The organism is Nautilia abyssi (genome assembly GCF_055388085.1).
Genome location: NZ_AP042376.1, coordinates 1,310,288 through 1,335,000, shown reverse-complemented (window position 1 = coordinate 1,335,000; position 24,713 = coordinate 1,310,288). Strand labels below are relative to the sequence as shown.

The following is a 24,713-nucleotide window of genomic DNA, read 5'->3' as shown; positions in this document are numbered from 1 at the left end:
ATAAAATCCTATGTCGAGAGGGGAACAACCCAGACTACCGACTAAGGCCCCCAAGTGATAGCTAAGTGGAAAAGGAGGTTTTCCTGCTTAGACAACCAGGAGGTTGGCTTAGAAGCAGCCATCCTTTAAAGAAAGCGTAACAGCTCACTGGTCGAGCGGGGGAGCGCCGAAAATATAACGGGGCTAAAGCTATCCGCCGAAGTCGTAGATTCCAGTTGGACTGGAGTGGTAGGAGAGCGTTGATGTCAGCGTCGAAGCTGTACCGGTAAGGAGCAGTGGAGCGGCATCAAGTGAGCATGCAGGCATGAGTAGCGATAAAACAGGTGAGAATCCTGTTCGCCGAAAGCCTAAGGTTTCCTACACGATGCTCGTCAGTGTAGGGTTAGTCGGGACCTAAGACGAGGCCGAAAGGCGTAGTCGATGGGAAAACGGTTAATATTCCGTTACCTACTAATAGCGAGCCGAAGGGGGGACGCATAGGGCTAACCGAGGTCACTGATGGAATAGTGGCTCGAAGGGTGTAGGCTGTGAGGTAGGCAAATCCGCCTCACGCTAGGCCGAGACCTGACAGGCCCCCAAAGCTCTTCGGAGCGGAGGGGGAATCGGTGATGCCGTCGTGCCGAGAAAAGCCTCTAAGGCGTTTGAGCTATTAGTAGCCCGTACCGCAAACCGACACAGGTAGGCGGGATGAGTATTCTAAGGCGCGTGGAAGAACCCTCCCTAAGGAACTCGGCAAACTGGCACCGTAACTTCGGGATAAGGTGTGCCCCGAGTAGGTGAAGCCCCTAGCGGGTGGAGCCGAAAGGGGTCGCAGCGCAGCGCTCTTGCCGACTGTTTACCAAAAACACAGCACTCTGCTAACTCGCAAGAGGAAGTATAGGGTGTGACGCCTGCCCGGTGCCGGAAGGTTAAGGGGATCCGTTAGCCGTAAGGCGAAGCGGTGAACCGAAGCCCCGGTAAACGGCGGCCGTAACTATAACGGTCCTAAGGTAGCGAAATTCCTTGTCGGTTAAATACCGACCTGCATGAATGGCGTAACGAGTGAGGGGCTGTCTCAGGGAGGGATCCAGTGAAATTGTAGTGGAGGTGAAAATTCCTCCTACCCGCGGCAAGACGGAAAGACCCCGTGGACCTTTACTACAGCTTGGCATTGTAGGTGGGATATTCATGTGCAGGATAGGTGGGAGGCTATGAAGCCCGGGCGCCAGCTCGGGTGGAGCCGCCCTTGAGATACCACCCTTGGATATCCTGCCTACTAACCCGCAGCAGTAATCCTGCTGGGGGACAGTGCCTGGCGGGTAGTTTGACTGGGGCGGTCGCCTCCTAAAGAGTAACGGAGGCTCACAAAGGTTGGCTCATGACGGTTGGAAATCGTCAGAAGAGTGTAAAGGCACAAGCCAGCCTGACTGCGAGACAAACAGGTCGAGCAGAGACGAAAGTCGGTCTTAGTGATCCGGTGGTTCTGAGTGGAAGGGCCATCGCTCAAAGGATAAAAGGTACCCCGGGGATAACAGGCTGATCTCCCCCGAGAGCTCACATCGACGGGGAGGTTTGGCACCTCGATGTCGGCTCATCGCATCCTGGGGCTGGAGCAGGTCCCAAGGGTATGGCTGTTCGCCATTTAAAGCGGTACGCGAGCTGGGTTCAGAACGTCGTGAGACAGTTCGGTCCCTATCTGCCGTGGGCGTAGGAAGGTTGAGGAGAGCTGACCCTAGTACGAGAGGACCGGGTTGGACGAGCCACTGGTGTACCAGTTGTCCTGCCAAGGGCAGTGCTGGGTAGCCAAGCTCGGAAGGGATAACCGCTGAAAGCATCTAAGCGGGAAGCCCACTCCAAGATGAGCCTTCCCATGAGGGTGCAGGAAGACTACCTGCTTGATAGGCTGGGGGTGTAAGCCCTGCAAGGGGTTGAGCTGACCAGTACTAATAACCCGATTGGCTTTACTTGCGGTGATGGACAAGACTTTTAACAGCTAACTATCAATGGTTAATAGTTGATAGTATATAGTATCAATCCTAGTGGGAAAAGCGTAGGGGAAACACCCAGTTCCATTCCGAACCTGGCAGTTAAGCCCTACAGCGCTGATGATACTGCACCTTTCAGGTGTGGGAAAGTAGGTCCCCGCTAGGATTTATAGTATATACTGTAAGTCCTTAACCTACTAATCATCCCAATCTAATCTTTCAAATTACTACCAATAGGGTCTGGCACCTAACATTTACTATCTTTTCCTGTTATCTAACTTATTTTATTATTAAATATGCATAGATAAAACAACTTACGCTTCATATATAATAAATTTGCTATACTTATTGTGTAAAATCAGTATTCGTTCATTGATTATTCATTATTAATATTTTAGATTTTATTGTTTTATTATATTTATTTTCTTTACAACATCATTTTTCTAAAATATATTAATAAAAATAATTTATCTAATAGATTCATTTATAATTGTTTTAAAATTTAAGTTAACAAGTAATTTAAATTTTACATTTATATTACATATTTAATTTATTTTTTAATTATTATTCTAAAATTAATTTCCAATTTAATTTTTTACTCTTATATTCGCAGCTAAATGTAATTTTTTTTGGTAATATAATCTTACAAATATTGTTTTTTTTAAAGGGCGGGGGTATGACACTTGATGAGTTCATTGATCATTATTTTGAGGAAATTGAAAAAATAAACACCTATCATTTTAATTTTTTAGTAACTCATAGATTCACTTTTCCTAAACATAATTATCTTCAATTAAAAAGATTTATTGATACAGCAACAAATTTTTTGTCTGAAATTGATGATAATTTATTAAGAGGATTGACGGCTAAATTATATGGTGATGTCGATTCATTATATAAATATTACCAAAATTTTAAAAAAAAGACTGAATATGACGAGTATGTGTTTGTTAATGATTATCTAATGGAAGTTGACAGATACAAGGAGTTAAAAAACAGCTACGAAATGCTTAAAACTGAAATTGAAAGTTACAATAAAAGTATACAGGACACAGAATTAAAATTAAAACGATATAAAAAAGTGCCAAAAGATGAAAAAGAACTTGCCGAGTATAAAAAATTAAAAAAGAAACATGTTGATTCTATTTATTATATATCTAAAATTAAAGATGAATATTCTGAAGTTAAGAAAAAAATGTCAGAGTTAGAAAAGTATGAAAGAAAACAGTTTATACCGAAATTTAATAAATACAAGGAAATGCATCTTAAAAAACTTGAAAAAATTATAAATGTAAAGTTGTACTATTATGAAAAGTTATTATGGTTGCAGGCTTCAGAATCTGATTTAATAAAAAAATTTTTTGAAGAGTCAAATATTGATGGAGAGTTCTCTACAAAAACATTTATAAATTACTATTTAAAACACATAGATACAAGTAAAAGTTCAAATGGCGACTGGTATTCATATTTAAATGAGCTATTAAAGGTAATAGAATGAATTTATTTACAGAATATACAGAGGAAGAAATTGAGTTTTTATTATCACTGACTAACAATAAATATATAAACTTAAAAAAAGAGGTTAAGTTTTTGGAAAATATTGATGACTATGTTATAGATAAAGAAATAAAAAAAATAACCGTTAAAGAATTTGATCAGAAAAAGGTTATAGAAGATAATTACGATTTATTATACGTTATAGATGGTGAAATTGTGATACTTAAAGATAGTAAAATAATTAAAAAAATTAAAAATGATGAAGTATTTGGAATTAATAAGTTATTACATAACGAAAGTTATTATCTAGTTACAATAAAAAATACTAAAATATGTTTTATGGAACTAAAGAGTAAAAAAAGTGTTCTAATCAAATTATTAGATTATACTGTTAAGAAATGCTGTGAGCAAAAAATAGTTTAATTTTGCAAAAAATAATAAAAAACTCTTGACATATAAAATCAATTTGCATATAATTTCAGTCCACAAAGACAAGTTGGAGATGCCGGCGTAGCTCAGTTGGCTAGAGCAGCTGATTTGTAATCAGCAGGTCGGGGGTTCGAGTCCCTTCGCCGGCTCCATGTATTTCAGCGTTTGACCAGTTATACTGGTGGGGTTCCCGAGTGGCCAAAGGGGACGGGCTGTAAACCCGTTGGCGTTTGCCTTCGAAGGTTCGAATCCTTCCCCCACCACCATTGAGCGGGCGTAGCTCAGTTGGCTAGAGCGTCAGCCTTCCAAGCTGAGGGTCGCGAGTTCGAGTCTCGTCGCCCGCTCCAGTCATGACAAACTGGGAGCTGAGCAAACTGCTTATAATTGTTGTCTGCTCATATACTCCCGAAATTACTAATGTTTTGTGTTATAAAACATTGCTAGCAGTGTTTTTGCCCATATAGCTCAGTGGCAGAGCACTTCCTTGGTAAGGAAGAGGTCGCCGGTTCAATCCCGGCTATGGGCTCCAGCAAGGCCTTGTTGGAGTTCATTAATAGAGCTAATTTTTAAAAATTTTAAATGGAGGAATAAAATGGCAAAAGAAAAATTCCAAAGAACCAAACCACACGTTAATATTGGTACAATTGGACACGTTGACCACGGTAAAACAACTTTAACAGCAGCTATTACTGGTGTTCTTGCTCAAAAAGGTCTTTCTGAAATGAAAGATTATGACAACATCGATAATGCTCCTGAAGAAAAAGAAAGAGGTATTACAATTAATACTTCACACGTTGAATATGAAACTGAAAACAGACACTACGCACACGTAGACTGTCCAGGACACGCAGACTACGTTAAAAACATGATTACTGGTGCTGCTCAGATGGACGGAGCTATCTTAGTTGTTGCAGCTACAGATGGTCCTATGCCTCAAACTAGAGAGCACATCCTTCTATCAAGACAGGTTGGTGTTCCAGCAATCGTTGTATTCCTAAACAAAATGGATATGGTAGACGACGAAGAACTATTAGAATTAGTTGAAATGGAAGTTAGAGAACTTCTTAGCGAATATGATTTCGACGGTGACAATGCTCCAGTTGTAGCTGGATCAGCACTTAAAGCACTTGAAGAAGTTAAAGCTGGTCAATTAGGTGAATGGGCTGATAAAATCCTTGAACTAATGGCAGCTGTTGACGAATATATTCCAACTCCGGAAAGAGATACTGAAAAAGATTTCCTAATGCCAATCGAAGACGTATTCTCAATTTCTGGTAGGGGTACAGTTGTTACAGGTAGAATTGAAAGAGGTACTTTACACCTAAACGACGATGTTGATATCGTTGGTTTCAAACCTACTGTAACTACAAAAGTTACTGGTATTGAAATGTTCAGAAAAGAAATGGACGAAGCTCAAGCTGGTGACAACGTTGGTGTACTTCTAAGAGGTATCAAAAAAGACGAAGTTGAAAGAGGACAAGTTCTTGCTAAACCAGGAACAATTACACCTCACACTAAATTCGAAGCAGAAGTTTACGCATTAACTAAAGAAGAAGGTGGTAGACATAAACCATTCTTCAACGGATACAGACCACAATTCTACATCAGAACAACTGACGTAACTGGGAGCGTAATTCTTCCAGAAGGTGTAGAAATGGTTATGCCTGGTGATAACGTAAAATTAACTGTAGAACTAATCGCTCCAATCGCACTTGAAGAAGGTACAAGATTCGCTATCAGAGAAGGTGGTAGAACTGTAGGTGCTGGAGTTGTAACTAAAATTATCGAATAAGGGTTTTCCCCTTATTTTTAAAGGACAAAGATGAGAGAAATTATTCATCTAAAATGCCAAGAGTGTGGAAGATTTAACTATCACACTACAAAAGAAAAAAGAGCACATCCAGAAAAATTTGAAGTTAGAAAATATTGTAAATGGTGTAATAAGCACACTGTTCACAAAGAATCTAAACTTTAATTTCCGGGCTTTTGCCCTTTCATTTAGACTTGTTCAGCAAGTCTAAATGAGCGGGCGTAGCTCAGTTGGCTAGAGCGTCAGCCTTCCAAGCTGAGGGTCGCGAGTTCGAGTCTCGTCGCCCGCTCCACGTGTAGGGCAGTAGCTCCAATGGTAGAGCGGCGGTCTCCAAAACCGCTTGTTGGGGGTTCGAGTCCCTCCTGCCCTGCCATCAACCAATTTTTGGAAGAGGTAACATGGGTAAATTAAAAACATTAATGGACTATATTAAAGCAGCTAAAAATGAGTTGGATAAAGTAATTTTTCCGACAAGCACAGAAATAAAACAGTCATTTATCTCTGTAGTAGTAGTTGTAACTGTAGTTACACTATTTTTAAGTTTAGTTGATTTAATCATGAGCGGTATTTTAAAAGCCGTATTATAAGGAAACATATGAACTGGTATGCATTACAAGTATATTCTGGAAGTGAGCTTAGTGTTAAAAAAGCTATTGAAAATTTAAAAAACGAATTAAATCTTCAAGACGTTATTGGTGAAGTAATTGTTCCGACTGAAGAAGTAATTGAAGTCAAAAACGGTAAAAAGAAAATATTTGAAAGAAGTATATATCCGGGATATGTTTTCTTAGAAGCTGATTTAGATACTGAACTTTGGCATAAAATCCAGTCTCTTCCAAAAGTTGGTAGATTCATTGGTGAATCTAAAAAACCAACTCCTCTAAAGAAAGAAGACATCGAGCTTATACTCGAAAAAGCAAAAACTAAATCTGCACCTAAACCAAAAGTTTCTTTTGAAGAAGGTGAGATTGTTAGAATTAATGAAGGTCCGTTTGCAAACTTCACAGGAGAAGTTGAAGATTTTGATTATGAAAAAGGAATGCTTAAACTAAATGTAACGATTTTTGGTAGAAGCACTCCTGTAGAAATACATTACACTAAAGTAGAAAAAATAGTATAAAGGATTAGGGATGGCAAAAAAAGTAGTAGAAGTATTAAAACTTCAAATCCCAGCAGGTAAAGCAAATCCATCACCTCCAGTAGGTCCGGCACTTGGACAAAGAGGTATTAACATTATGGAATTCTGTAAAGCGTTCAATGAAAAAACTAAAGATATGATGGGCTTTACAATTCCTGTTGAAATTACAGTTTTCAGTGACAGAAGTTTTACATTCATCACTAAACAACCACCGGCAACTGATTTATTAAAAAAAGCTGCTGGAATTCAAAAAGGTAGTTCAAACCCACTTAAAGACAAAGTTGGAAAAATTACTAAAGCTCAACTAAAAGAAGTGGCTGAGAAAAAATTACCAGACTTAAACACTGATGATATTGAACAGGCAATGAAAATTCTTGCAGGTAGTGCAAGAAGTATGGGAATTGAAATAGTAGATTAATACCACTGGCGTGGAAGCAAAAAATTTGCGTAGGAGAGAAAATGGCAAAAAAACATTCAAAAAGATATCAAGAGCTTCTTAAAAAAATAGACAAAGATGTATATGCTCTAAAAGAAGCTGCTGAAAAAGTTAAAGAACTTAAATCAGCAAAATTCGACGAAACAGTTGAATTGGCACTTAAACTTGGTGTAGACCCAAGACATGCTGATCAAATGATCAGAGGTAGCGTAGTACTTCCTCACGGAACTGGTAAAAATGTTAAAGTTGCAGTATTAGCAAAAGGTGCTAAAGCTGATGAAGCTAAAGAAGCTGGAGCTGATATAGTTGGTGAAGAAGAAGTACTTGAAATGATTCAAAACGGAAACCTAGATTTTGACATTTTAATTGCTACACCGGATATGATGGGTAAACTTGGTAGATTTGGTAAAATCTTAGGACCAAAAGGATTAATGCCAAACCCTAAAACTGGTACTGTTACTATGGATGTTGCACAAGCGGTTAAAAATGCTAAAGCTGGACAGGTTAACTTCAGAGTTGATAAAAAAGGTAATATGCATGTAGGTATCGGAAAAGCAAGTTTCGATGCTGATAAAATATATGAAAATGCAGTAGCATTTATTGAAAAAATTAATAAAATGAAACCTGCAAGTGCAAAAGGTAGATACATTCAAAATGCGGCTCTAAGTTTAACAATGAGCCCAAGTGTAAAACTAGACGTAAACGAATTGACTGAATATAAATAAAAAGGCTTTGGCCTAAGTCTAAATGACTTAGAAAGCAGGTGGGATTTCCCTTAATTTCCTGCCGAGTCTAAGTGAAAGGAGCTTTATGAAAAAAGAATTAAAAAAACAAATCGTAGAAGAGCTCTCAAAAGAATTTACCAACGAAGTTAGCGTATTCTACGCAGACTTCAAAGGTCAAACAGTAAAAGATTTAGAGGCTCTAAGAAAAGCTGTTAGAGAAGCTGAAGGCAAAGCAAGAATTATTAAAAACACTCTTGCAAGAATCGCATTCGCTAACAACGGTATTGTAGCTGAGTTTGAAGAAAACAATATTTTTATCTGGGGTGAAGATCAAATCACTCTTGCAAAAATAATTACAAAACACGCAGCTGCAAACAAAGACACTTTTAAAATTAAAGGTGCAGTAATTGAAGGTGAAGTAAAAGACGCTGCTTATGTTGATGAAGTAAGCAAACTTCCAACAAAAGACGAATTACTTGGAATGGTTGCATTTATGATGAAAGCTCCTGTTGCAAAATTTGCATGGGCTTTAAATAAATTAATTGAAAAAAAAGAATCTGAATAAAATAAAAAATAAATAGGAGGAGTTACTATGGCTTGTACATTTGAACAAATTTTAGAAACTATTGAAAACTTAACAGTTAAAGAATTAAACGAATTAGTAAAATTATTCGAAGAAAAATTTGATGTAAGCGCACAACCTACAGTTGTAGCTGGTGCTGCTGGTGGAGCTGCTGGTGGAGCTGCTGAAGAAAAAACTGAATTCGACGTAATTCTTAAAGATGCTGGTGCTAAAAAAATCAACGTAATTAAAGTTGTAAGACAAATTACTGGTGCTGGATTAAAAGAAGCTAAAGAAATGGTAGACGGTGCACCTACTACAATTAAAGAAGCTGTAAGCAAAGATGAAGCTGAAGAAATTAAAAAACAACTAGAAGAAGCGGGAGCAACTGTAGAAGTTAAATAATTTCTCCCCTTGCTTTTTTTTATATATTTTGATATATATACAATCTCTACTAAATATTCTGCGCAGGAGAGCCTATGTTAAACCAATTAAAATCAGCCAATAGATTAAGATTAGATTTTTCTAAAATCCCACAAATATTGGATATTCCGAATTTACTACATTTACAACAAAACTCTTTCCAAGATTTTATCAATCTTAAAGAGCCTGAAAAAAGTGGTATTCATAAAGTTTTTAAGTCAATGTTTCCGATTACAGATGCCCAAAACAGAATCACTCTAGAGTATGCCGGTATAGAATTTAAAAAACCGAAGTATACTGTTCGTGAATGTATGGAAAAAGGTCTTACATATTCTATACCTATTAGAATTAAAATCAGACTTATTGTTCATGAAAGAGATGAGAAAACAGGTGAAAAAATTGGTATAAAAGATATTAAAGAACAAACTCTTTATATTAGAGATATTCCTTTAATGACGGAAAGAACCAGTTTTATTATAAATGGAGTAGAAAGAGTTATCGTAAATCAGCTTCACAGAAGCCCGGGTGTTATTTTTAAACAGGAAGAAGCACAAAATTCAAATAAACTATTATATTCTGCTCAAATTATTCCAGACAGAGGAAGCTGGGTATATTTTGAATATGATGTAAAAGATGTTTTATATGTAAGAGTTAATAAAAGAAGAAAAGTTCCCGTAACAATACTTCTTAGAGCCATGGATTATTCTAAAGAAGATATTCTTAGAATGTTTTATCCTATTATTGATATTAAAATTCAAGATAATAAATTTTTAATGTCCACTAAAGCTTTAGAGAGCGGTAAATTAGATTATGACTTGAAAGATCCTGACGGCAACATCATTTTAACTGCTGGTAAAAGACTTAGCGAAAGAAAATTAAAGAAAATTCAAGAGGAATTAGAGTATGTCGAATATCCAATTGAAATACTTATAGACAGACATTTAGCTGAGCCTATTTATGATCCGGTAACAGGTGAAGTGCTATTTGATACGTTAACAGTACTAAACGAAGTTAAACTTAAAAAAATTCTTGAATCACAAATTGAAGATTTTAAAATTGTTAACGATTTGGCTGAAGGTGTTGATGATTCAATTCTTAGAGCTTTCCACCAAGATATCGAAACACTTAAAATTTTAAGACAGGTTGAAGGTATTGAAAACGAAAACGATTTAGCAAGAATCAGAATTTATAAAGTTATGAGACCTGGTGAACCTGCAACACCACAAACTGCAAAAGAATTGTTTGATAAATTATTCTTTGATCCTGAAAGATACGACTTAACAAAAGTAGGTCGTATGAAAATGAACCACAAATTAGGTCTTAATGTGCCTGATGATGTAACTATTTTAACATATCAGGATATAATTAAAACTATTCAATATCTAATCGGAGTTAAAAACGGTGTTGGTCAGATTGATGACAGAGACCATCTTGGTAACAGAAGAATCAGAAGTATCGGTGAACTTTTAGCAAACAGACTGCAAGACGGTCTTGCTAAAATGCAAAAAACAATCAGAGACAAAATGACAACTGTTACAAATATTAATGATTTGCTTCCAATGGATTTAGTAAATACTAAACTTGTAACAACAACTATTCTTGATTTCTTTGCAACAGGTCAGCTTTCACAATTTATGGACCAGACTAACCCATTAAGTGAAGTTGCACATAAAAGAAGACTTTCAGCTCTTGGTGAAGGCGGGGTTACAAGAGAGAGAGCCGGATTTGAAATCAGGGACGTTCATCCGAGTCACTACGGAAGAATATGTCCGATTGAAACTCCTGAAGGTCAAAATATCGGTCTTGTTAATACGCTTTCAACTTATGCAAAAGTTAACGAGTTCGGATTTATTGAAGCTCCTTACAGAATTGTAAAAGACGGACGTGTGACGGATGAAGTAGTATATTTAACAGCTACTCAGGAAGAAGAAAAAACAATCGCGCCTGCATCTGTAAAAATCGATGAAGAAACAGGTGAAATTTTAGATGATTTAATTGAAGCAAGAAAAGACGGTGAAATTATCTTAGTAGATAAAAAAGAAGTAGACCTTTATGACCTTAACCCTAAAATGATTGTAGGGGTTGGTGCATCGCTTATTCCATTCTTAGAGCATGACGACGCCAACAGGGCGCTAATGGGATCAAACATGCAAAGACAGGGTGTTCCGCTGCTTAGAAGCGAAGCGCCTATGGTCGGTACAGGTATGGAAAAATATGTAGCTCGCGATGCGTGGCAGATCGTAAAAGCGAAAAGAGGCGGAAAAGTAATTAAAGTTGACGCTAAAAACATTTATATTTTAGGTGAAGATGAAAACGGTGCGTATATTGATCATTACGGACTTGAAAAATACCTTAGAACTAACCAAAACACATGCTTTGACCAAAGACCTATCGTAAAAGAAGGCGACGTAGTTAAAGCCGGTGACGTAATTGCCGACGGTCCGAATATGGATAACGGTGAACTTGGTGTCGGTAAAAACGTAATGGTTGCATTTATGCCTTGGAACGGATACAACTTTGAGGATGCTATAGTTTTAAGTGAAAGAATTATTAAAGACGACGTTTATACATCAGTTCATATTTATGAAGAGGTTTGTGAGGTTAGAGAACTTAAACACGGACTTGAAGAAATTACAGCGGATATTCCGGGAGTTAAACCTGAATATTTAACTCATCTTGATGAGAGCGGTATTATTAAAATTGGAACTTACGTAAAACCTGGGATGATTTTGGTAGGTAAAATTTCACCAAAAGGTGACGTAAAACCGACACCTGAAGAAAGACTTCTTAAATCAATCTTCGGTGACAAATCAGGACATGTTGTAAACAGCTCGCTTTATGCGCCAGCAAGTATGGAAGGTGTTGTAATAGACGTTAAAGTTTATACTAAAAAAGGTTATGAACTTGATGAAAGAGCAAAAGCCGCATATGATGAAGAAAAAGCTAAAATTGAAGAAATTTATAAAAATCAGCTGAGCATTATCGATAAAGAGGAAGTTTTAGCTCTTGCAAATCTATTAGCAAACAAACCTCTTGCAAAAGATGTTGAGCTAAACGGTAAAACATATAAAGCCGGAGAAAAACTTCCAAAAGACGAACTTATTAATATAAATAAATTCCTGCTTCTAAGTTTAGTAGAATATTTTGATGAAGCAACTGTTCAGGAATTTGAAAATATTAAAGCTAAATACCTGAATGAGAAAGACAATATAAGAAAAGAATACGACGAAAAACTTGAAGTTCTTGAAAGAGACGACATTCTGCCAAACGGCGTAGCTAAAATGGTAAAAGTTTATATAGCAAATAAAAGAAAAATCAAAGTCGGTGATAAAATGGCGGGTCGTCACGGAAACAAAGGTATCGTAAGTATTATTGTACCGCAAGAAGATATGCCGTATATGGAAGACGGAAGAACTGTTGACGTTGTTCTAAACCCTCTGGGGGTTCCTTCAAGGATGAACATCGGACAGATTCTTGAAGTACATCTTGGACTTGTAGGTAAAAACCTTGGTAATCAGCTCCAAAAAATCTTAGAAGAAAAACAGGCTGATTATGTAAATAAATTAAGAGAAAAAATGAAAGAAATCGTTGAAGTTGCACATTTCGGTGAACATTATAAAGATTTTCTGGATTCACTTACAAATGAAGAGCTGCTTAAATATGCTCAGGACTGGGCTAAAGGTGTGAAATTCGCAACACCTGTATTTGAGGGTGTAAACGAAGAAGAGTTTAAAAAGCTGTTTGAACTTGCCGGTATTCCGGAAGACGGGAAAACTCAGCTTTATGACGGAAGAACAGGTGAGCCTATTAAAGAAAGAGTAAATGTAGGATATATGTATATGCTAAAACTTCATCACTTAGTTGATGACAAAGTTCACGCAAGAAGTATCGGGCCATACAGCTTAATTACTCAGCAGCCTGTTGGTGGTAAAGCCCTATTCGGTGGTCAGAGATTCGGGGAAATGGAAGTTTGGGCACTTGAAGCATACGGTGCGGCATACAACCTTAAAGAAATGCTTACAACCAAATCTGACGACGTTGAAGGTAGAAATAAAGCTTATAGAGCACTTACAAGAGGAGAGAACGTTCCGATTGAGGGTCTTAGTGAAACATTCTTTGTATTAAGTAAAGAACTTAGAGCGCTTGGACTTGATTTAGAGTTTTATAAAAAGGAAGAAGACAATGAAGAAATTTAAGTACGTAAAACTTGACTGGGATGAAGAGAACAGACCAAAAGATATAGATGCCGTTCAAGTTAAAATAGCATCTCCGGAAGAGATTCTTTCTTGGTCTTTTGGTGAAGTTAAAAAGCCTGAAACTATTAACTATAGAACTCTAAAACCAGAAAGAGACGGGCTTTTCTGTGCAAAAATTTTCGGACCAATAAATGACTATGAGTGTCTTTGCGGTAAATACAAAAAAATGCGCTATAAAGGTATCGTTTGTGAAAAATGTGGGGTAAAAGTAACTTCTTCTAAAGTTAGAAGAGAAAGATTCGGGCATATAGAACTTGTGACTCCCGTAGCACATATCTGGTATGTTTCAAACCTTCCAAGTAGAATCGGAACGCTTCTAGATATTAAAATGAAAGATCTTGAAAGAGTACTGTATTATGAAGCGTATGTTGTGTACGAACCGGGTGACGCACCAGTTAAAAAAGGTGACGTACTTGTTGAGGATGAATACAGAAAACTTATAGAACTATACGGTGATACTGGTTTCCATGCTGAAATGGGAGCTGAAATTATTAAAAGAATGCTTGAAGAGCTTGATTTAGCTGAAATGTATCATACGTTAAAAGAAGAACTTAAAAATACAAGAAGCGAAGCAAGAAAAAAAGACATTGTTAAAAAACTTAAAATTGTTGAAGGTTTCTTGAATTCTGACAACAGACCTGAGTGGATGATTATGTCTGTAATTCCTGTATTACCGCCTGATTTAAGACCTTTAGTTGCGCTTGACGGTGGTAAATTTGCAGTTGCGGACGTTAACGATTTATATAGAAGGGTTATTCACAGAAACCAAAGACTTAAAAGACTAATCGAACTTGATGCGCCTGAGATTATTATCAGAAACGAAAAAAGAATGCTTCAAGAAGCGGTAGACGCACTGTTTGATAACGGAAGAAGAGGTAACACTATTAAAGGTGCAAACAAAAGACCTCTTAAATCACTAAGTGATGTTATTAAAGGTAAAACGGGAAGATTTAGACAAAACCTTCTTGGTAAAAGGGTTGACTACTCAGGAAGAAGTGTTATCGTAGTAGGGCCGAACCTTAGAATGGATCAGTGCGGTCTTCCTAAAAAAATGGCGCTTGAACTATTCAAACCGCATCTAATCGGAAAATTAGAAGAAAAAGGTTACGCGACTACAATTAAACAGGCAAAAAGACATATTGAAGAAAAAACACCTGAAGTTTGGGAATGTCTGCAGGAAGTTGTTGATCAGTATCCTGTACTTTTAAACAGGGCGCCGACACTTCATAAATTATCAATTCAGGCGTTCCATCCGGTACTTATCGACGGAAACGCGATTCAGTTACATCCGCTTGTTTGTGCGGCATTCAACGCAGACTTCGACGGTGACCAGATGGCAGTTCACGTGCCGTTAAGCCAGGAGGCTATTGCTGAAGCTAAAGTATTGATGTTAAGTTCTATGAATATTCTATTACCGGCTTCCGGTAAAGCTATTGCGGTTCCTTCACAGGATATGGTACTTGGTATTTATTACATATCACTTATGAAAGACGGAGTAAAAGGTGAACATAAACTATTCGCTTCACCTGAAGAAGTACTTGCGGCATTTGACGAAGGTGCTGTGGATTTACATGCAAAAGTAAAAGTAAAAGTTAAAAACGAAGTTGTTGATACAACTCCTGGTAGAATGATTTTACACTCAATCGCTCCTGATTTCGTGCCAGTTGAGATGTACAATAAGATCATGAAGAAAAAAGATATCTCAAACCTTGTAGATTATGTATATAAATACGGCGGACTTAAAGTAACAGCGGAATTTTTGGACAACCTTAAAAACTTAGGTTTCAAATATGCGGCAAAAGTTGGGGTATCTATTTCGGCTGCTGATATTGTAGTTCCGGAAGAAAAACAGAAAATTGTAGAAGAAGCGCTTAAAAAAGTTAAAGAAGTTCAGGATCAGTATAAAAAAGGTCTACTTACAGATCAGGAAAGATATAATAAAATTATCGATATCTGGACAAAAGCTAACAATGATATCGCTGATAAACTGATGGAACTTATGAAAAAAGACAAAGATGGATTCAACTCAATTTATATGATGGCTGACTCAGGTGCGAGGGGTAGTGCGTCTCAGATTAAACAGCTTGCAGGTATGAGGGGTCTTATGGCAAAACCTAACGGTGAAATTATCGAGACACCGATTATCTCAAACTTTAAAGAAGGTCTAAACGTACTTGAGTTCTTCATCTCAACTCACGGTGCGAGAAAAGGTCTTGCGGATACAGCCCTTAAAACGGCAAGTGCGGGATACCTTACAAGAAAACTTGTTGACGTTTCGCAAAACTTCAGAGTTATTATGCAGGACTGTGGAACTCATGAAGGTATCGAAGTTACTGATATCGCAGACGGTTCTACTCTTGTTGAGTCTCTTGAAGAGAGAATTTACGGAAGAGTTTTAGCGGATGACGTATACGATCCGATTACTAACGAAGTTCTTTATACTGAAGGTACGTTAATTACTGAAGAAGAAGCGAAAGAAATCGTTAGAAAAGGTGTTAAATCAGTAAAAATTAGAAGTGCACTTACATGTAAAGCGCCTAAAGGTATCTGTGCTAAATGTTACGGAATGAGTCTTGCTGAAAGACGTCTTGTAAAAGTTGGTGAGGCTGTAGGTATCCTAGCCGCTCAGTCAATCGGTGAACCTGGTACACAGTTGACACTAAGAACATTCCACACAGGTGGTATTGCTGGTTCAACTCAGGAAGAGAGACAAATCGTAGCTGAAAAATACGGATACATCAGATACTATAATATTGAAACTTACGACAGAAACGGTAAAAAAATCGTTGCAAACAGAAGAAATGCGGCAGTACTATTAGTAGAACCAAAATTAAAATCGCCGTGTGACGGAATTGTAAGAATTGAAACTCAGCACGAAGAAGTGCTTGTTGAAATCGAATGTGACGACGGAACTGTTAAAAGATACTCATTAAGAAAAAATGATATCGTTAAGGGTACTGAACTTGCAGGTATTGCGGGTAAAACTGAAGGTAAACTTTATATTCCGTATAAAAACGCAAGAGTCAGCAAAGATGACGCTATAGTTGAGGTAATTAAAGAAGCGTGGTATATCCCACAAAGGATCCCATACGGTGCCGAACTTAAAGTTGCTGACAATGAGCCGGTTCCTTTAAAAGTTGAAGCTAAAGCCAGCGGTATGGTTAAATACTATAAACTAAGCGGAGATCATCTTGAGAGAATTTATGATATCAAAGCCGGAATTGAAATCGGATTTGATAACGAATACAAAGGTCTGTTTGCCGTAATCGTTGATGATAACGACAGAGAAGCAGACAGATATTATATTGTTAGAGGTTCTAAAATTCTTGTAGACGACAACGCTAAGATTAAAGCGGGTGATTTAATTGCCGAACCTATTAAAGGTGAGAGCAAAGTGATTGCTGAGTGGGATCCGTTTGCGAATCCAATCTTAGCTGAGGCTGACGGTGTTGTTAAATTTGAAGACGTAATCGACGGATTTACTGTTACAACTCAGGTAGATGAATTAACAGGTGAATCAAGAATTATTGTAAAAGAATATTTACCAAAAGGTTATCAGCCAAGAATCTTACTTGCAAATAAAGAAAAAGTATTCGAATATGTGCTTGAACCTAAAACAGTTATTCACGTTCAGGAAGGCGCTGAGGTTAAACAGGGTGATATCTTAGCTAAAACACCAAAAGCGGTTGCAAGAAGTGCCGATATTACAGGGGGTCTTCCAAGAGTTAACGAACTGTTTGAAGCAAGAAGACCTAAATCGCCTGCGATTATCAGTGAAATTGACGGTACTGTTAAATTCGGTAAAACCGTAAGAGGTAAACAAAGATTGATAGTTGAAGGTGAAACAAGCGTAAAAGAATATCTTGTGCCTCAAGACAGACAAATCCTGGTACACGAAGGTGACTTTGTACATGCTGGGGAGAGACTTACTGACGGTATTATTTCAAGCTATGATATTCTTAACATCCTTGGAGAAAAAGCGCTTCAGCAATATATTGTTGCAGAAGTTCAAAAAGTGTACAGACTTCAAGGGGTTAACATTAACGATAAACACATCGAACTTATTGTTAACCAGATGCTAAGACAGGTAAGAATCTTAGACAGCGGTGATACTAAATTCATCGAAGGCGATTTGGTAAGTAAAAAAATGTTTAATGAAGAAAATGAAAGAATTAAAAAATTCGGCGGCGAGCCTGCAATTGCAGAACCGATGCTTGTAGGTATCACAAGAGCGGCTATCCAGAGTGACAGCTTTATATCAGCAGCGTCATTCCAGGAAACTACAAGAGTTTTAACAGAAGCAAGCATTCAAGGTAAATTCGATTATCTTGAAGACTTTAAAGAAAACATTGTTCTTGGTAGGGTTGTACCTGTCGGTACGGGTATGTTCTATCATCATGAGAGAGATTTAAAATTAGATCACGAATAATTTCTCTCTTTTCCTTCCTAAAAGTCAATAATCTACAAAATTTCTTTGAAAATTCATTAAAATTTGATATTATTTCACACTAAAAAAGTTAGTAAAATCACAGAAAAGGAAAGCTATGCCTACTATAAACCAATTAGTTAGAAAAGGTAGAAAACAGGTAATTAAAAAATCTAAATCACCTGCACTTGTAAGCTGTCCTCAAAGAAGAGGGGTTTGTACAAGAGTATATACTACTACTCCTAAAAAACCTAACTCAGCTTTGAGAAAAGTTGCAAAAGTTAGACTTACTTCAGGTTATGAAGTAATTAGTTACATCCCGGGTGAAGGTCATAACCTACAAGAGCACAGCATCGTGCTTGTAAGAGGTGGTAGGGTAAAAGACTTACCAGGGGTTAAATATCATATCGTTAGGGGTGCTCTTGACACAGCTGGTGTTAAAGGAAGAGTACACTCAAGAAGTAAATACGGTACTAAAAAAGCTGACGCAGGTAAGAAGTAATATAGTAATTAAGCGAATAAGCGCTTAAGTTGTGAAGTAAAAGGTATAGACATATAAGTTATAGTTGGTTTTGGTTATAGTAGGAGCAACATTATAAGTGTAAAATGTAAAGTGAAAAGTTATTGATTTTTCACTTTTAACTTTTAACTTGAAATTGCTCCTCACTGCCAAAAGGTAGAGTAAGTCCTGTGAAATGCAGGGTAAAAAACTGAAGAGAAGGAGATATTATGAGAAGAAGAAGAGCCCCAAAAAGACCGGTAATGCCGGATCCGGTATATAACAGCGAAGTAGTTACAAAATTTATTAACAAAGTTATGTGGGACGGTAAAAAAACATTAGCAGAGAGAATCGTATACGGTGCGATTGAAAAATTAGACGAAAAAGGTGAAGAAAAAGGAATTGACCTATTCTTCAAAGCGATTGAAAACGTAAAACCTTTACTTGAAGTTAGAAGTAGAAGAGTCGGTGGTGCTACATACCAGGTTCCAATGGAAGTAAGACCTGAAAGACAGCAGACTTTATCAATCAGATGGATTGTTGACGCTGCAAGAAACAGAAACGAAAGAACTATGGTAGAAAGACTTGCAAACGAACTTTTTGATGCTGCAAACGAAAGAGGAGCGGCATTTAAGAAAAGAGAAGATACTCATAGAATGGCTGAAGCTAACAAAGCGTTCGCTCACTATAGATGGTAAAAACAAATTAAAAATGAAAAGTGAAAAGTTAAAAATGATTTTTCTTTTCTTCTTTTCCCCTTTCAAAATTCACACACAATCACAAATAAGGAGATAATATGCCAAGAAAAACCCCTTTACATATGGTAAGAAACATTGGTATCGCCGCGCATATCGACGCAGGTAAAACAACAACTACAGAAAGAATCCTTTACTATACAGGTGTTTCTCATAAAATCGGTGAGGTGCACGAAGGTGCAGCTACAATGGACTGGATGGATCAGGAAAAAGAAAGAGGTATTACAATTACTTCTGCAGCAACTACATGTTTCTGGAAAGACCACCAAATTAACATTATCGATACTCCGGGGCACGTTGACTTTACAATCGAAGTTGAAAGAAGTATGAGGGTACTTGACGGTGCCGTTGCGGTATTCTGTGCGGTTGGTGGTGTTCAGCCTCAGTCTGAAACAGTTTGGAGACAGGCAAACAAATACAGAGTTCCAAGAATCGCATTCGTTAACAAAATGGACAGAATCGGTGCGGATTTCTATAACGTTGAAAAACAAATCAGAGAAAGACTAAAAGCTAACGCAGTTCCAATTCAGATTCCAATCGGTGCGGAAGACAACTTCAAAGGTGTTGTTGACCTTGTTAAAATGAAAGCTCTTGTATGGGATGACGAAGCTGCGCTTGGAAGTAAATATGAAGAGCAGGAAATTCCTGAAGATTTAAGAGAAAAAGCTGAAGAATACAGAGAAAAAATGATTGAATCAGTTGTTGAAACTGACGAAGCATTAATGGAAAAATATTTTGCTGGTGAAGAGTTAACTGAAGAAGAAATTAAAAATGCTATTAAAAAAGCTACAATTGCTATTGAAATCGTACCAATGCTTTGCGGTACTGCATTCAAAAATAAAGGTGTTCAGCCGTTACTTGACGCGGTAATCGATTATCTTCCGGCTCCTGATGAAGTTGACTGGATTAAAGGTATTGATCCTAAAACTGGTGAAGAAATCAGTGTAAATCCAAGTGACGACGAACCGTTTGCAGGTCTTGCGTTCAAAATTATGACTGACCCGTTCGTTGGTAAACTTACATTTACAAGATTCTATTCAGGTACAATTACTTCAGGTAGTTACGTACTAAACGCAACTAAAAACAAAAAAGAAAGAGTTGGTAGACTTCTAAGAATGCACTCAAACAAAAGAGAAGAAGTTAACGAATTCTACAGTGGGGAAATCGGAGCAATCGTTGGTCTTAAAAACACACTTACAGGGGATACTCTTTGTGATGAAAAAAGACCAATTATTCTTGAGAGAATGGAATTCCCTGATCCGGTTATCAGCGTAGCTGTTGAGCCTAAAACTAAAGCTGACCAGGAAAAAATGGCAATCGCTCTTCAAAAACTTGCTGAAGAGGATCCAAGTTTCAGAGTGACAACTGACGAAGAATCTGGACAGACTATTATTTCTGGTATGGGTGAATTACACCTTGAAATTATCGTAGACAGACTTAAAAGAGAATTTAAAGTTGAATGTAACACTGGTAAACCTCAGGTTGCATACAGAGAAACATTCAAAAACCAAGTTGAGCAAGAATACAAATACGCAAAACAGTCAGGTGGTAGAGGTCAGTACGGTCACGTATTCATCAGATTAATCCCACAAGAGCCTGGAAAAGGTTATGAGTTTGTTGATTTAATTAAAGGTGGGGTAATTCCAAGAGAATACATCCCGGCAGTTGACAAAGGTATCCAAGAAGCTGCTCAAGGCGGTGTACTTGCAGGATTCCCGGTAGTTGACTTTAAAGTTGAATTATTCGACGGTTCTTACCATGACGTTGACTCAAGTGAGATGGCGTTTAAACTTGCTGGTTCTATGGCATTTAAAGAAGGTGTTAAAAAAGCTAACCCTGTTATTCTTGAGCCGATCATGAAAGTTGAAATCGAAGTTCCTGAAGAGTACATGGGTGACGTTATCGGTGACATCAACAGAAGAAGAGGTCAGGTTAATTCTATGGAAGATGTACACGGAATCAAAAAAATTAACGCATTCGTACCACTAAGCGAAATGTTCGGTTACTCAACAGACCTTAGAAGTATGACTCAGGGTAGGGGAACATACTCAATGGTGTTCGATCACTATGAAGAAGTACCAAGCAACATTGCTGATGAAATTATCAAAGAAAGACAAGGTTAATTCCTTGTTTTTTTCTTTTTTATATTAAACAAGTGTCAGGCACCTTATGTCTAGACACAGAATACTTTTTTCACTTTATAAACTGAAGAAAAAAACTAAAACCAGTTTTTTCTTTTGAATAATATTACACCTAAGTAAGATAAAAAGAATGACCCGATTATTATAAACGGCAGCGCCCATTGTTTGTTTTCAATAAAAAGAGGGACATTCATACCGAATAAACTGTAAATAACAGTCGGAATCATTAAAATAATTGAAATTGAAGTAAGCTGTTTCATAACAATGTTTAAGTTATTGGATATTACGGAGGCAAACGCATCCATCATTCCGCTTAAAATATCAGAGTATATCTGTGCCATCGTTAAAGCTTGTTTGTTTTCAATAATGGCGTCTTCAAGCAAATCTTCATTTATTTCGCTTTTTATGTTTTTTGAATGGTTAAGTTTTGCTAAAATAATTTCATTTGCTTTAATAGAGGTAATAAAATATACAAGACATTTTTCCATTTTTAAAAGATCGATGAGCTCTTTATTTCTAATGGACTGTTCGAGGTCTTTTTGTATTAATGAAATATATTTATTGATCTGTTTAAGATATCTTAAATAAATTTTGCCGGTTCTAAGAAATATTTTTAAAATAAAATTTAAATTATCGGGGACTTTTTTATAATATTTTTTTATAAGGTTAAGTTCGTTTATTGGAAGTATTTCATTTTCTTTTGCACAGAGAGTTAAAATATATTCTTTGGTGATAAAAATACCTAACGGTACTGTAAAATACGGGATATCATTATTAATATCATATATAGGGATTCTAAGAATTATAAGAGTGTAATCATCTTCGTATTCGATATGAGAAACTTCATCCGGGTCTAAAATATCGTTTATTACGTCTGAGGGAAGGTTTAGTTCTGTTTTTAAATATTCCAGCTCTTTATCCGTCGGATTTACAACATTAATCCAACAGTTAGTTTCAATTTTTTCTATTTCTTCGATACCGCCTGTTAATTTAAAATATTTAACCATAACAAAACCTTCTGACAGAGATAATAAATAATTATAATACTAATTTGTTTAAATGTCTATAAAAGAGGAAAAATTAAAGGGAAGATTTAATTTTTTTAAGATCCAGCTGTTTTAAAATATTTACATATTTATTGTAATTATTTCCGTAAAAAAGAAGTTTTAAGGTATATTTGTCATTCAGCTGAACTGCAATTACCCCTTTTTGTAGTTTTTTATCAATATAAACTGCACTTTTAAAGCCGTTTATTGTTAAATGTTTTAATAAGAAATTTTTTGTGTCATTGTTTACATTTAATTTTAAAATACCAGGAATTCTGTTTTCAATTCCTATATAGACAATATTATTGGAACATTCGTATTTTTTAATAACTTTAAAGAAATCATTTAATGCTATTGGAGTATTTTGCGGTGTATAATAATTGATACTTAAACATTGTGCAAAACTGTCTGGCAGAATATGAGGAGACAGTGCAAAAGAAAGGCTCGCGATTAACGGTAAAATTATTTTTTTCATTTCCCGCTCCTTGATGATGGGTTGTTTTAATAATTATAAATCTTTTAATTTAAAGATGTATTAAATTTGTGTTTTTTAACTGTTTATTATTGACAATAAAAAATAAAAGTTATAAAATGCGTTATATACAATTTTATATAACGAATAAGGAGTGTTAATGTTTTATACCTACGAAGAAATTGACAGGCTTGTTTCTGAAGATATGCCGTTTTTTGATTTGACTCAGAAACTTCTGGATATAAAAGAAAAAGGAAAAATTTCATTTTTTACCAGAAAAGACTGTATTGTAACTGCAAGCGAGCTTATAGAAAAACTGGCAAAAAAACTTGAGCTTAAGGTAGTATTTAAAGAAAAAGACGGAAGATTTGTTAAAGCCGGAAGTAAACTGTTTGAAGCAGAAGGAGAAAATGTACTGATTTTATGGAAAGTTGCTCAAAATATATATGAATATGCATTAAGCGTGTCTACATATGTACATGAGATGACTTCAAAAGCCAGAAAACACAATCCAAACATAGAAATACTTACAACCAGAAAGGTGATTCCTTTTACTAAAAAGGTTGCATTGCAGGCTGTTATCGACGGAGGAGGGCTGCCTCACAGAGTTACAACAACAGAAACAATACTTATTTTTGAAAATTACATTAACCTTTATGGAGGATGGGATAAGTTTTATAAAAATTTCGAAAAATTAAAACATAAATCTATAGAAAAAAAATGGGTAGTGGAAGCGAAAAACTTTGAACATGCCAAAAAACTTGTAGAAATAGGAGTGGATGTTTTACAGCTTGATAAACTGGATGTTGAAACAACAGAAAAAATTGTAGAAATCGCGCATGAAAAAAATATAAAAGTGATAAGTGCCGGAGGAATTAATATAAATAATGTGGAAGAATATGCAAAAGCGGGAGTAGACAGTATCGTTACAACCGCTCCTTATTTTGCTAAAGGAGCGGATGTGAAGGTTGTTATAGAGTCTTTTTAAGCTCTTTTACCCAGCCTTCCATTACTTCGTTTGCGATTAATGCAGGAGCTTCGAGAAAAGCTATTTCAAATTTTTCAGTATATTCCGTTACGCTGATACTTCTTGGTCTTGCTGCTGTGATTTTACCGTTTGGGAGTTTGTTTCCAAAACAGAAAAGAACCAATTTGCAGTCTTTTATTTCCGGATTGATTTCACCGTTTTCAAGCGATGAGGTGTGTGCGTAATGATCGAATTCACCGATATATGTACAAACAGGGTGTGAATTGATTTTTTCTTTGAAAAATTCGATAATTTCCTGAGCCGTTTTATAATGAGTTTCATTTTTTTCTACGTCTAATACGAATACAGGATATTTTTCCTGAACTATCATCTGTTGCATATATTCTCCTTTTTTTGGAGCGAAGTGTATCATAAATAAGGATAAATTATATCTGTTATAAGTAAAAATTATGTAATAAAAATATTTTAAATTTTTTTACAGTATTAAAGTGCTATAATTTCAACAAAAAAGGGTGAACATGGCTTATATGCTTATAATAGACAATGAAAATAAAAAAATAGAAATTCACTCTGATATGTGTGACGTTGTTTTTGACAAAAAAGAAGAGCTTTTTCTTGATCCGAACTGGGAATTTATTCCGTTTCATTACTATTCCGAAATAGAGGAATATTTGAACAATACGGAAGATTTTGAAGTTGTAGAATGTGAAATATGTAAACCTGTAGAAAATAAAGAGTCTCTTGATGAAGATTATGATGATATTTACGAAGAATTTGACGAAGATGAAGATTATGACGACACAAGATGTGATATAATATAGTTACAAATTATTTAAAAGGAGAAGATATGTTTAAAGAATGTTGCCCTGAATTAATACCTGTTATGGAACAAGTTGCGGCAGAAAATCCACATATAGCTAAATTAATCGAAAGACATCAAGAACTTAATAAAATAATTGATGAAGTTGAAGCAGGAAGAGAGCATATGGACGAACTTGAGCTTGAAAAACTTAAAAAAGAAAAACTTCATATTAAAGACGAAGTGTATGCGGCGGTAGTCGAATATAAAAAAGAAAAAGGAATTTAATCCTTTTTCGCAATTTTTTTCTATCTTAATATCTGACTTTCTTATATACTTTCCCAAAA

General features: G+C 36.2%; 21 protein-coding genes, 6 tRNA genes and 2 rRNA genes (1 of these 29 cut by a window edge). 26 read left to right on the top strand and 3 right to left on the bottom strand.

The features are described from left to right. The 23 genes from ACZ5EP_RS06925 to fusA form a co-directional block, all read left to right on the top strand. A 23S ribosomal RNA gene (locus ACZ5EP_RS06925) occupies positions 1 to 1,947 on the top strand (it extends 962 nt beyond the left edge of the window). 67 nt (positions 1,948 to 2,014) lie between these two features. Then, positions 2,015 to 2,130: ribosomal RNA gene (gene rrf / locus ACZ5EP_RS06920) — 5S ribosomal RNA — on the top strand. 510 nt (positions 2,131 to 2,640) lie between these two features. Next, on the top strand, positions 2,641 to 3,462 hold the full coding sequence (locus tag ACZ5EP_RS06915) for a hypothetical protein (RefSeq protein WP_464508505.1): 822 nt from the start codon (positions 2,641 to 2,643) through the stop codon (positions 3,460 to 3,462). Further along, on the top strand, positions 3,459 to 3,884 hold the full coding sequence (locus tag ACZ5EP_RS06910) for a hypothetical protein (RefSeq protein WP_464508504.1): 426 nt from the start codon (positions 3,459 to 3,461) through the stop codon (positions 3,882 to 3,884). Before ACZ5EP_RS06915 ends, ACZ5EP_RS06910 begins: the two co-directional genes overlap by 4 nt. 81 nt (positions 3,885 to 3,965) lie before the next feature. After that, positions 3,966 to 4,042: transfer RNA gene (locus ACZ5EP_RS06905), tRNA-Thr, on the top strand. A gap of 28 nt (positions 4,043 to 4,070) precedes the next feature. Further along, positions 4,071 to 4,156, top strand: a tRNA-Tyr gene (locus ACZ5EP_RS06900). Positions 4,157 to 4,160: 4 nt separating this feature from the next. Further along, positions 4,161 to 4,237: transfer RNA gene (locus ACZ5EP_RS06895), tRNA-Gly, on the top strand. A 107-nt stretch (positions 4,238 to 4,344) separates the two neighbouring features. Beyond that, positions 4,345 to 4,419: transfer RNA gene (locus tag ACZ5EP_RS06890), tRNA-Thr, on the top strand. A 63-nt stretch (positions 4,420 to 4,482) separates the two neighbouring features. Continuing rightward, positions 4,483 to 5,682 (top strand): elongation factor Tu, encoded by a 1,200-nt coding sequence (tuf, locus tag ACZ5EP_RS06885; RefSeq protein ID WP_464508502.1) that lies wholly within the window; start codon positions 4,483 to 4,485, stop codon positions 5,680 to 5,682. A 30-nt stretch (positions 5,683 to 5,712) separates the two neighbouring features. After that, positions 5,713 to 5,865, top strand: coding sequence for a 50S ribosomal protein L33 (gene rpmG, locus ACZ5EP_RS06880; protein ID WP_012663752.1), 153 nt, complete (start codon positions 5,713 to 5,715; stop codon positions 5,863 to 5,865). A gap of 50 nt (positions 5,866 to 5,915) precedes the next feature. Beyond that, positions 5,916 to 5,992 (top strand) — tRNA-Gly (locus tag ACZ5EP_RS06875). 5 nt (positions 5,993 to 5,997) lie between these two features. Further along, positions 5,998 to 6,073, top strand: a tRNA-Trp gene (locus tag ACZ5EP_RS06870). A 25-nt stretch (positions 6,074 to 6,098) separates the two neighbouring features. Next, positions 6,099 to 6,287: a preprotein translocase subunit SecE gene (gene secE / locus ACZ5EP_RS06865; RefSeq protein ID WP_127679276.1), complete on the top strand. Its 189-nt coding sequence runs from the start codon at positions 6,099 to 6,101 to the stop codon at positions 6,285 to 6,287. An 8-nt stretch (positions 6,288 to 6,295) separates the two neighbouring features. Next, complete coding sequence (gene nusG / locus ACZ5EP_RS06860; RefSeq protein WP_127679277.1) at positions 6,296 to 6,820, top strand: transcription termination/antitermination protein NusG; 525 nt, start codon at positions 6,296 to 6,298, stop codon at positions 6,818 to 6,820. Between the two features lie 10 nt (positions 6,821 to 6,830). Then, positions 6,831 to 7,256 (top strand): 50S ribosomal protein L11, encoded by a 426-nt coding sequence (gene rplK / locus ACZ5EP_RS06855; RefSeq protein WP_015901971.1) that lies wholly within the window; start codon positions 6,831 to 6,833, stop codon positions 7,254 to 7,256. 41 nt (positions 7,257 to 7,297) lie between these two features. Continuing rightward, positions 7,298 to 7,999, top strand: a complete 702-nt coding sequence (gene rplA, locus ACZ5EP_RS06850) for a 50S ribosomal protein L1 (protein ID WP_464508501.1) — start codon at positions 7,298 to 7,300, stop codon at positions 7,997 to 7,999. A gap of 85 nt (positions 8,000 to 8,084) precedes the next feature. After that, positions 8,085 to 8,564 carry a 50S ribosomal protein L10 gene (rplJ, locus tag ACZ5EP_RS06845; protein ID WP_464508500.1) on the top strand — a complete coding sequence of 160 codons (480 nt, stop codon included), beginning with the start codon at positions 8,085 to 8,087 and terminating at the stop codon, positions 8,562 to 8,564. A 27-nt stretch (positions 8,565 to 8,591) separates the two neighbouring features. Beyond that, the gene (gene rplL / locus ACZ5EP_RS06840; RefSeq protein ID WP_464508499.1) at positions 8,592 to 8,966 is read left to right on the top strand and encodes a 50S ribosomal protein L7/L12; all 375 of its coding nucleotides are present in this window, start codon (positions 8,592 to 8,594) and stop codon (positions 8,964 to 8,966) included. 74 nt (positions 8,967 to 9,040) lie between these two features. Continuing rightward, positions 9,041 to 13,180, top strand: a complete 4,140-nt coding sequence (rpoB, locus tag ACZ5EP_RS06835; RefSeq protein ID WP_464508498.1) for a DNA-directed RNA polymerase subunit beta — start codon at positions 9,041 to 9,043, stop codon at positions 13,178 to 13,180. Beyond that, positions 13,167 to 17,669 (top strand): DNA-directed RNA polymerase subunit beta', encoded by a 4,503-nt coding sequence (gene rpoC / locus ACZ5EP_RS06830; RefSeq protein ID WP_464508497.1) that lies wholly within the window; start codon positions 13,167 to 13,169, stop codon positions 17,667 to 17,669. The genes rpoB and rpoC overlap by 14 nt, the downstream gene beginning before the upstream one ends. 115 nt (positions 17,670 to 17,784) lie before the next feature. Next, positions 17,785 to 18,168, top strand: a complete 384-nt coding sequence (gene rpsL, locus ACZ5EP_RS06825) for a 30S ribosomal protein S12 (protein ID WP_015902097.1) — start codon at positions 17,785 to 17,787, stop codon at positions 18,166 to 18,168. Between the two features lie 227 nt (positions 18,169 to 18,395). Next, on the top strand, positions 18,396 to 18,863 hold the full coding sequence (gene rpsG, locus ACZ5EP_RS06820; protein ID WP_127679283.1) for a 30S ribosomal protein S7: 468 nt from the start codon (positions 18,396 to 18,398) through the stop codon (positions 18,861 to 18,863). 98 nt (positions 18,864 to 18,961) lie between these two features. Next, positions 18,962 to 21,043 carry an elongation factor G gene (gene fusA, locus ACZ5EP_RS06815; RefSeq protein WP_127679284.1) on the top strand — a complete coding sequence of 694 codons (2,082 nt, stop codon included), beginning with the start codon at positions 18,962 to 18,964 and terminating at the stop codon, positions 21,041 to 21,043. Positions 21,044 to 21,138: 95 nt separating this feature from the next. Here the strand turns inward: fusA and ACZ5EP_RS06810 are convergent, their stop codons facing one another. Both ACZ5EP_RS06810 and ACZ5EP_RS06805 read right to left on the bottom strand, forming a co-directional pair. Continuing rightward, positions 21,139 to 22,068, bottom strand: coding sequence for a magnesium transporter CorA family protein (locus ACZ5EP_RS06810; RefSeq protein WP_464508496.1), 930 nt, complete (start codon positions 22,066 to 22,068; stop codon positions 21,139 to 21,141). Positions 22,069 to 22,141: 73 nt separating this feature from the next. Further along, positions 22,142 to 22,582, bottom strand: coding sequence for a hypothetical protein (locus tag ACZ5EP_RS06805; RefSeq protein ID WP_464508495.1), 441 nt, complete (start codon positions 22,580 to 22,582; stop codon positions 22,142 to 22,144). A gap of 157 nt (positions 22,583 to 22,739) precedes the next feature. Here ACZ5EP_RS06805 and modD point away from each other — a divergent pair, with 157 nt between their 5' ends. Beyond that, positions 22,740 to 23,567, top strand: a complete 828-nt coding sequence (gene modD, locus ACZ5EP_RS06800) for a ModD protein (protein WP_464508494.1) — start codon at positions 22,740 to 22,742, stop codon at positions 23,565 to 23,567. Here modD and ACZ5EP_RS06795 read toward each other — a convergent pair. Continuing rightward, complete coding sequence (locus tag ACZ5EP_RS06795; RefSeq protein ID WP_127679288.1) at positions 23,551 to 23,946, bottom strand: DUF6858 family protein; 396 nt, start codon at positions 23,944 to 23,946, stop codon at positions 23,551 to 23,553. The genes modD and ACZ5EP_RS06795 overlap by 17 nt on opposite strands. A gap of 139 nt (positions 23,947 to 24,085) precedes the next feature. Between ACZ5EP_RS06795 and ACZ5EP_RS06790 the strand changes: the two genes are divergently transcribed. Next, positions 24,086 to 24,388 (top strand): hypothetical protein, encoded by a 303-nt coding sequence (locus ACZ5EP_RS06790; RefSeq protein ID WP_127679289.1) that lies wholly within the window; start codon positions 24,086 to 24,088, stop codon positions 24,386 to 24,388. A 26-nt stretch (positions 24,389 to 24,414) separates the two neighbouring features. After that, a complete protein-coding gene (locus tag ACZ5EP_RS06785; protein ID WP_127679290.1) occupies positions 24,415 to 24,654 on the top strand; it encodes a YdcH family protein in 240 nt (79 codons plus the stop codon). Positions 24,655 to 24,713 lie beyond the last annotated feature (59 nt).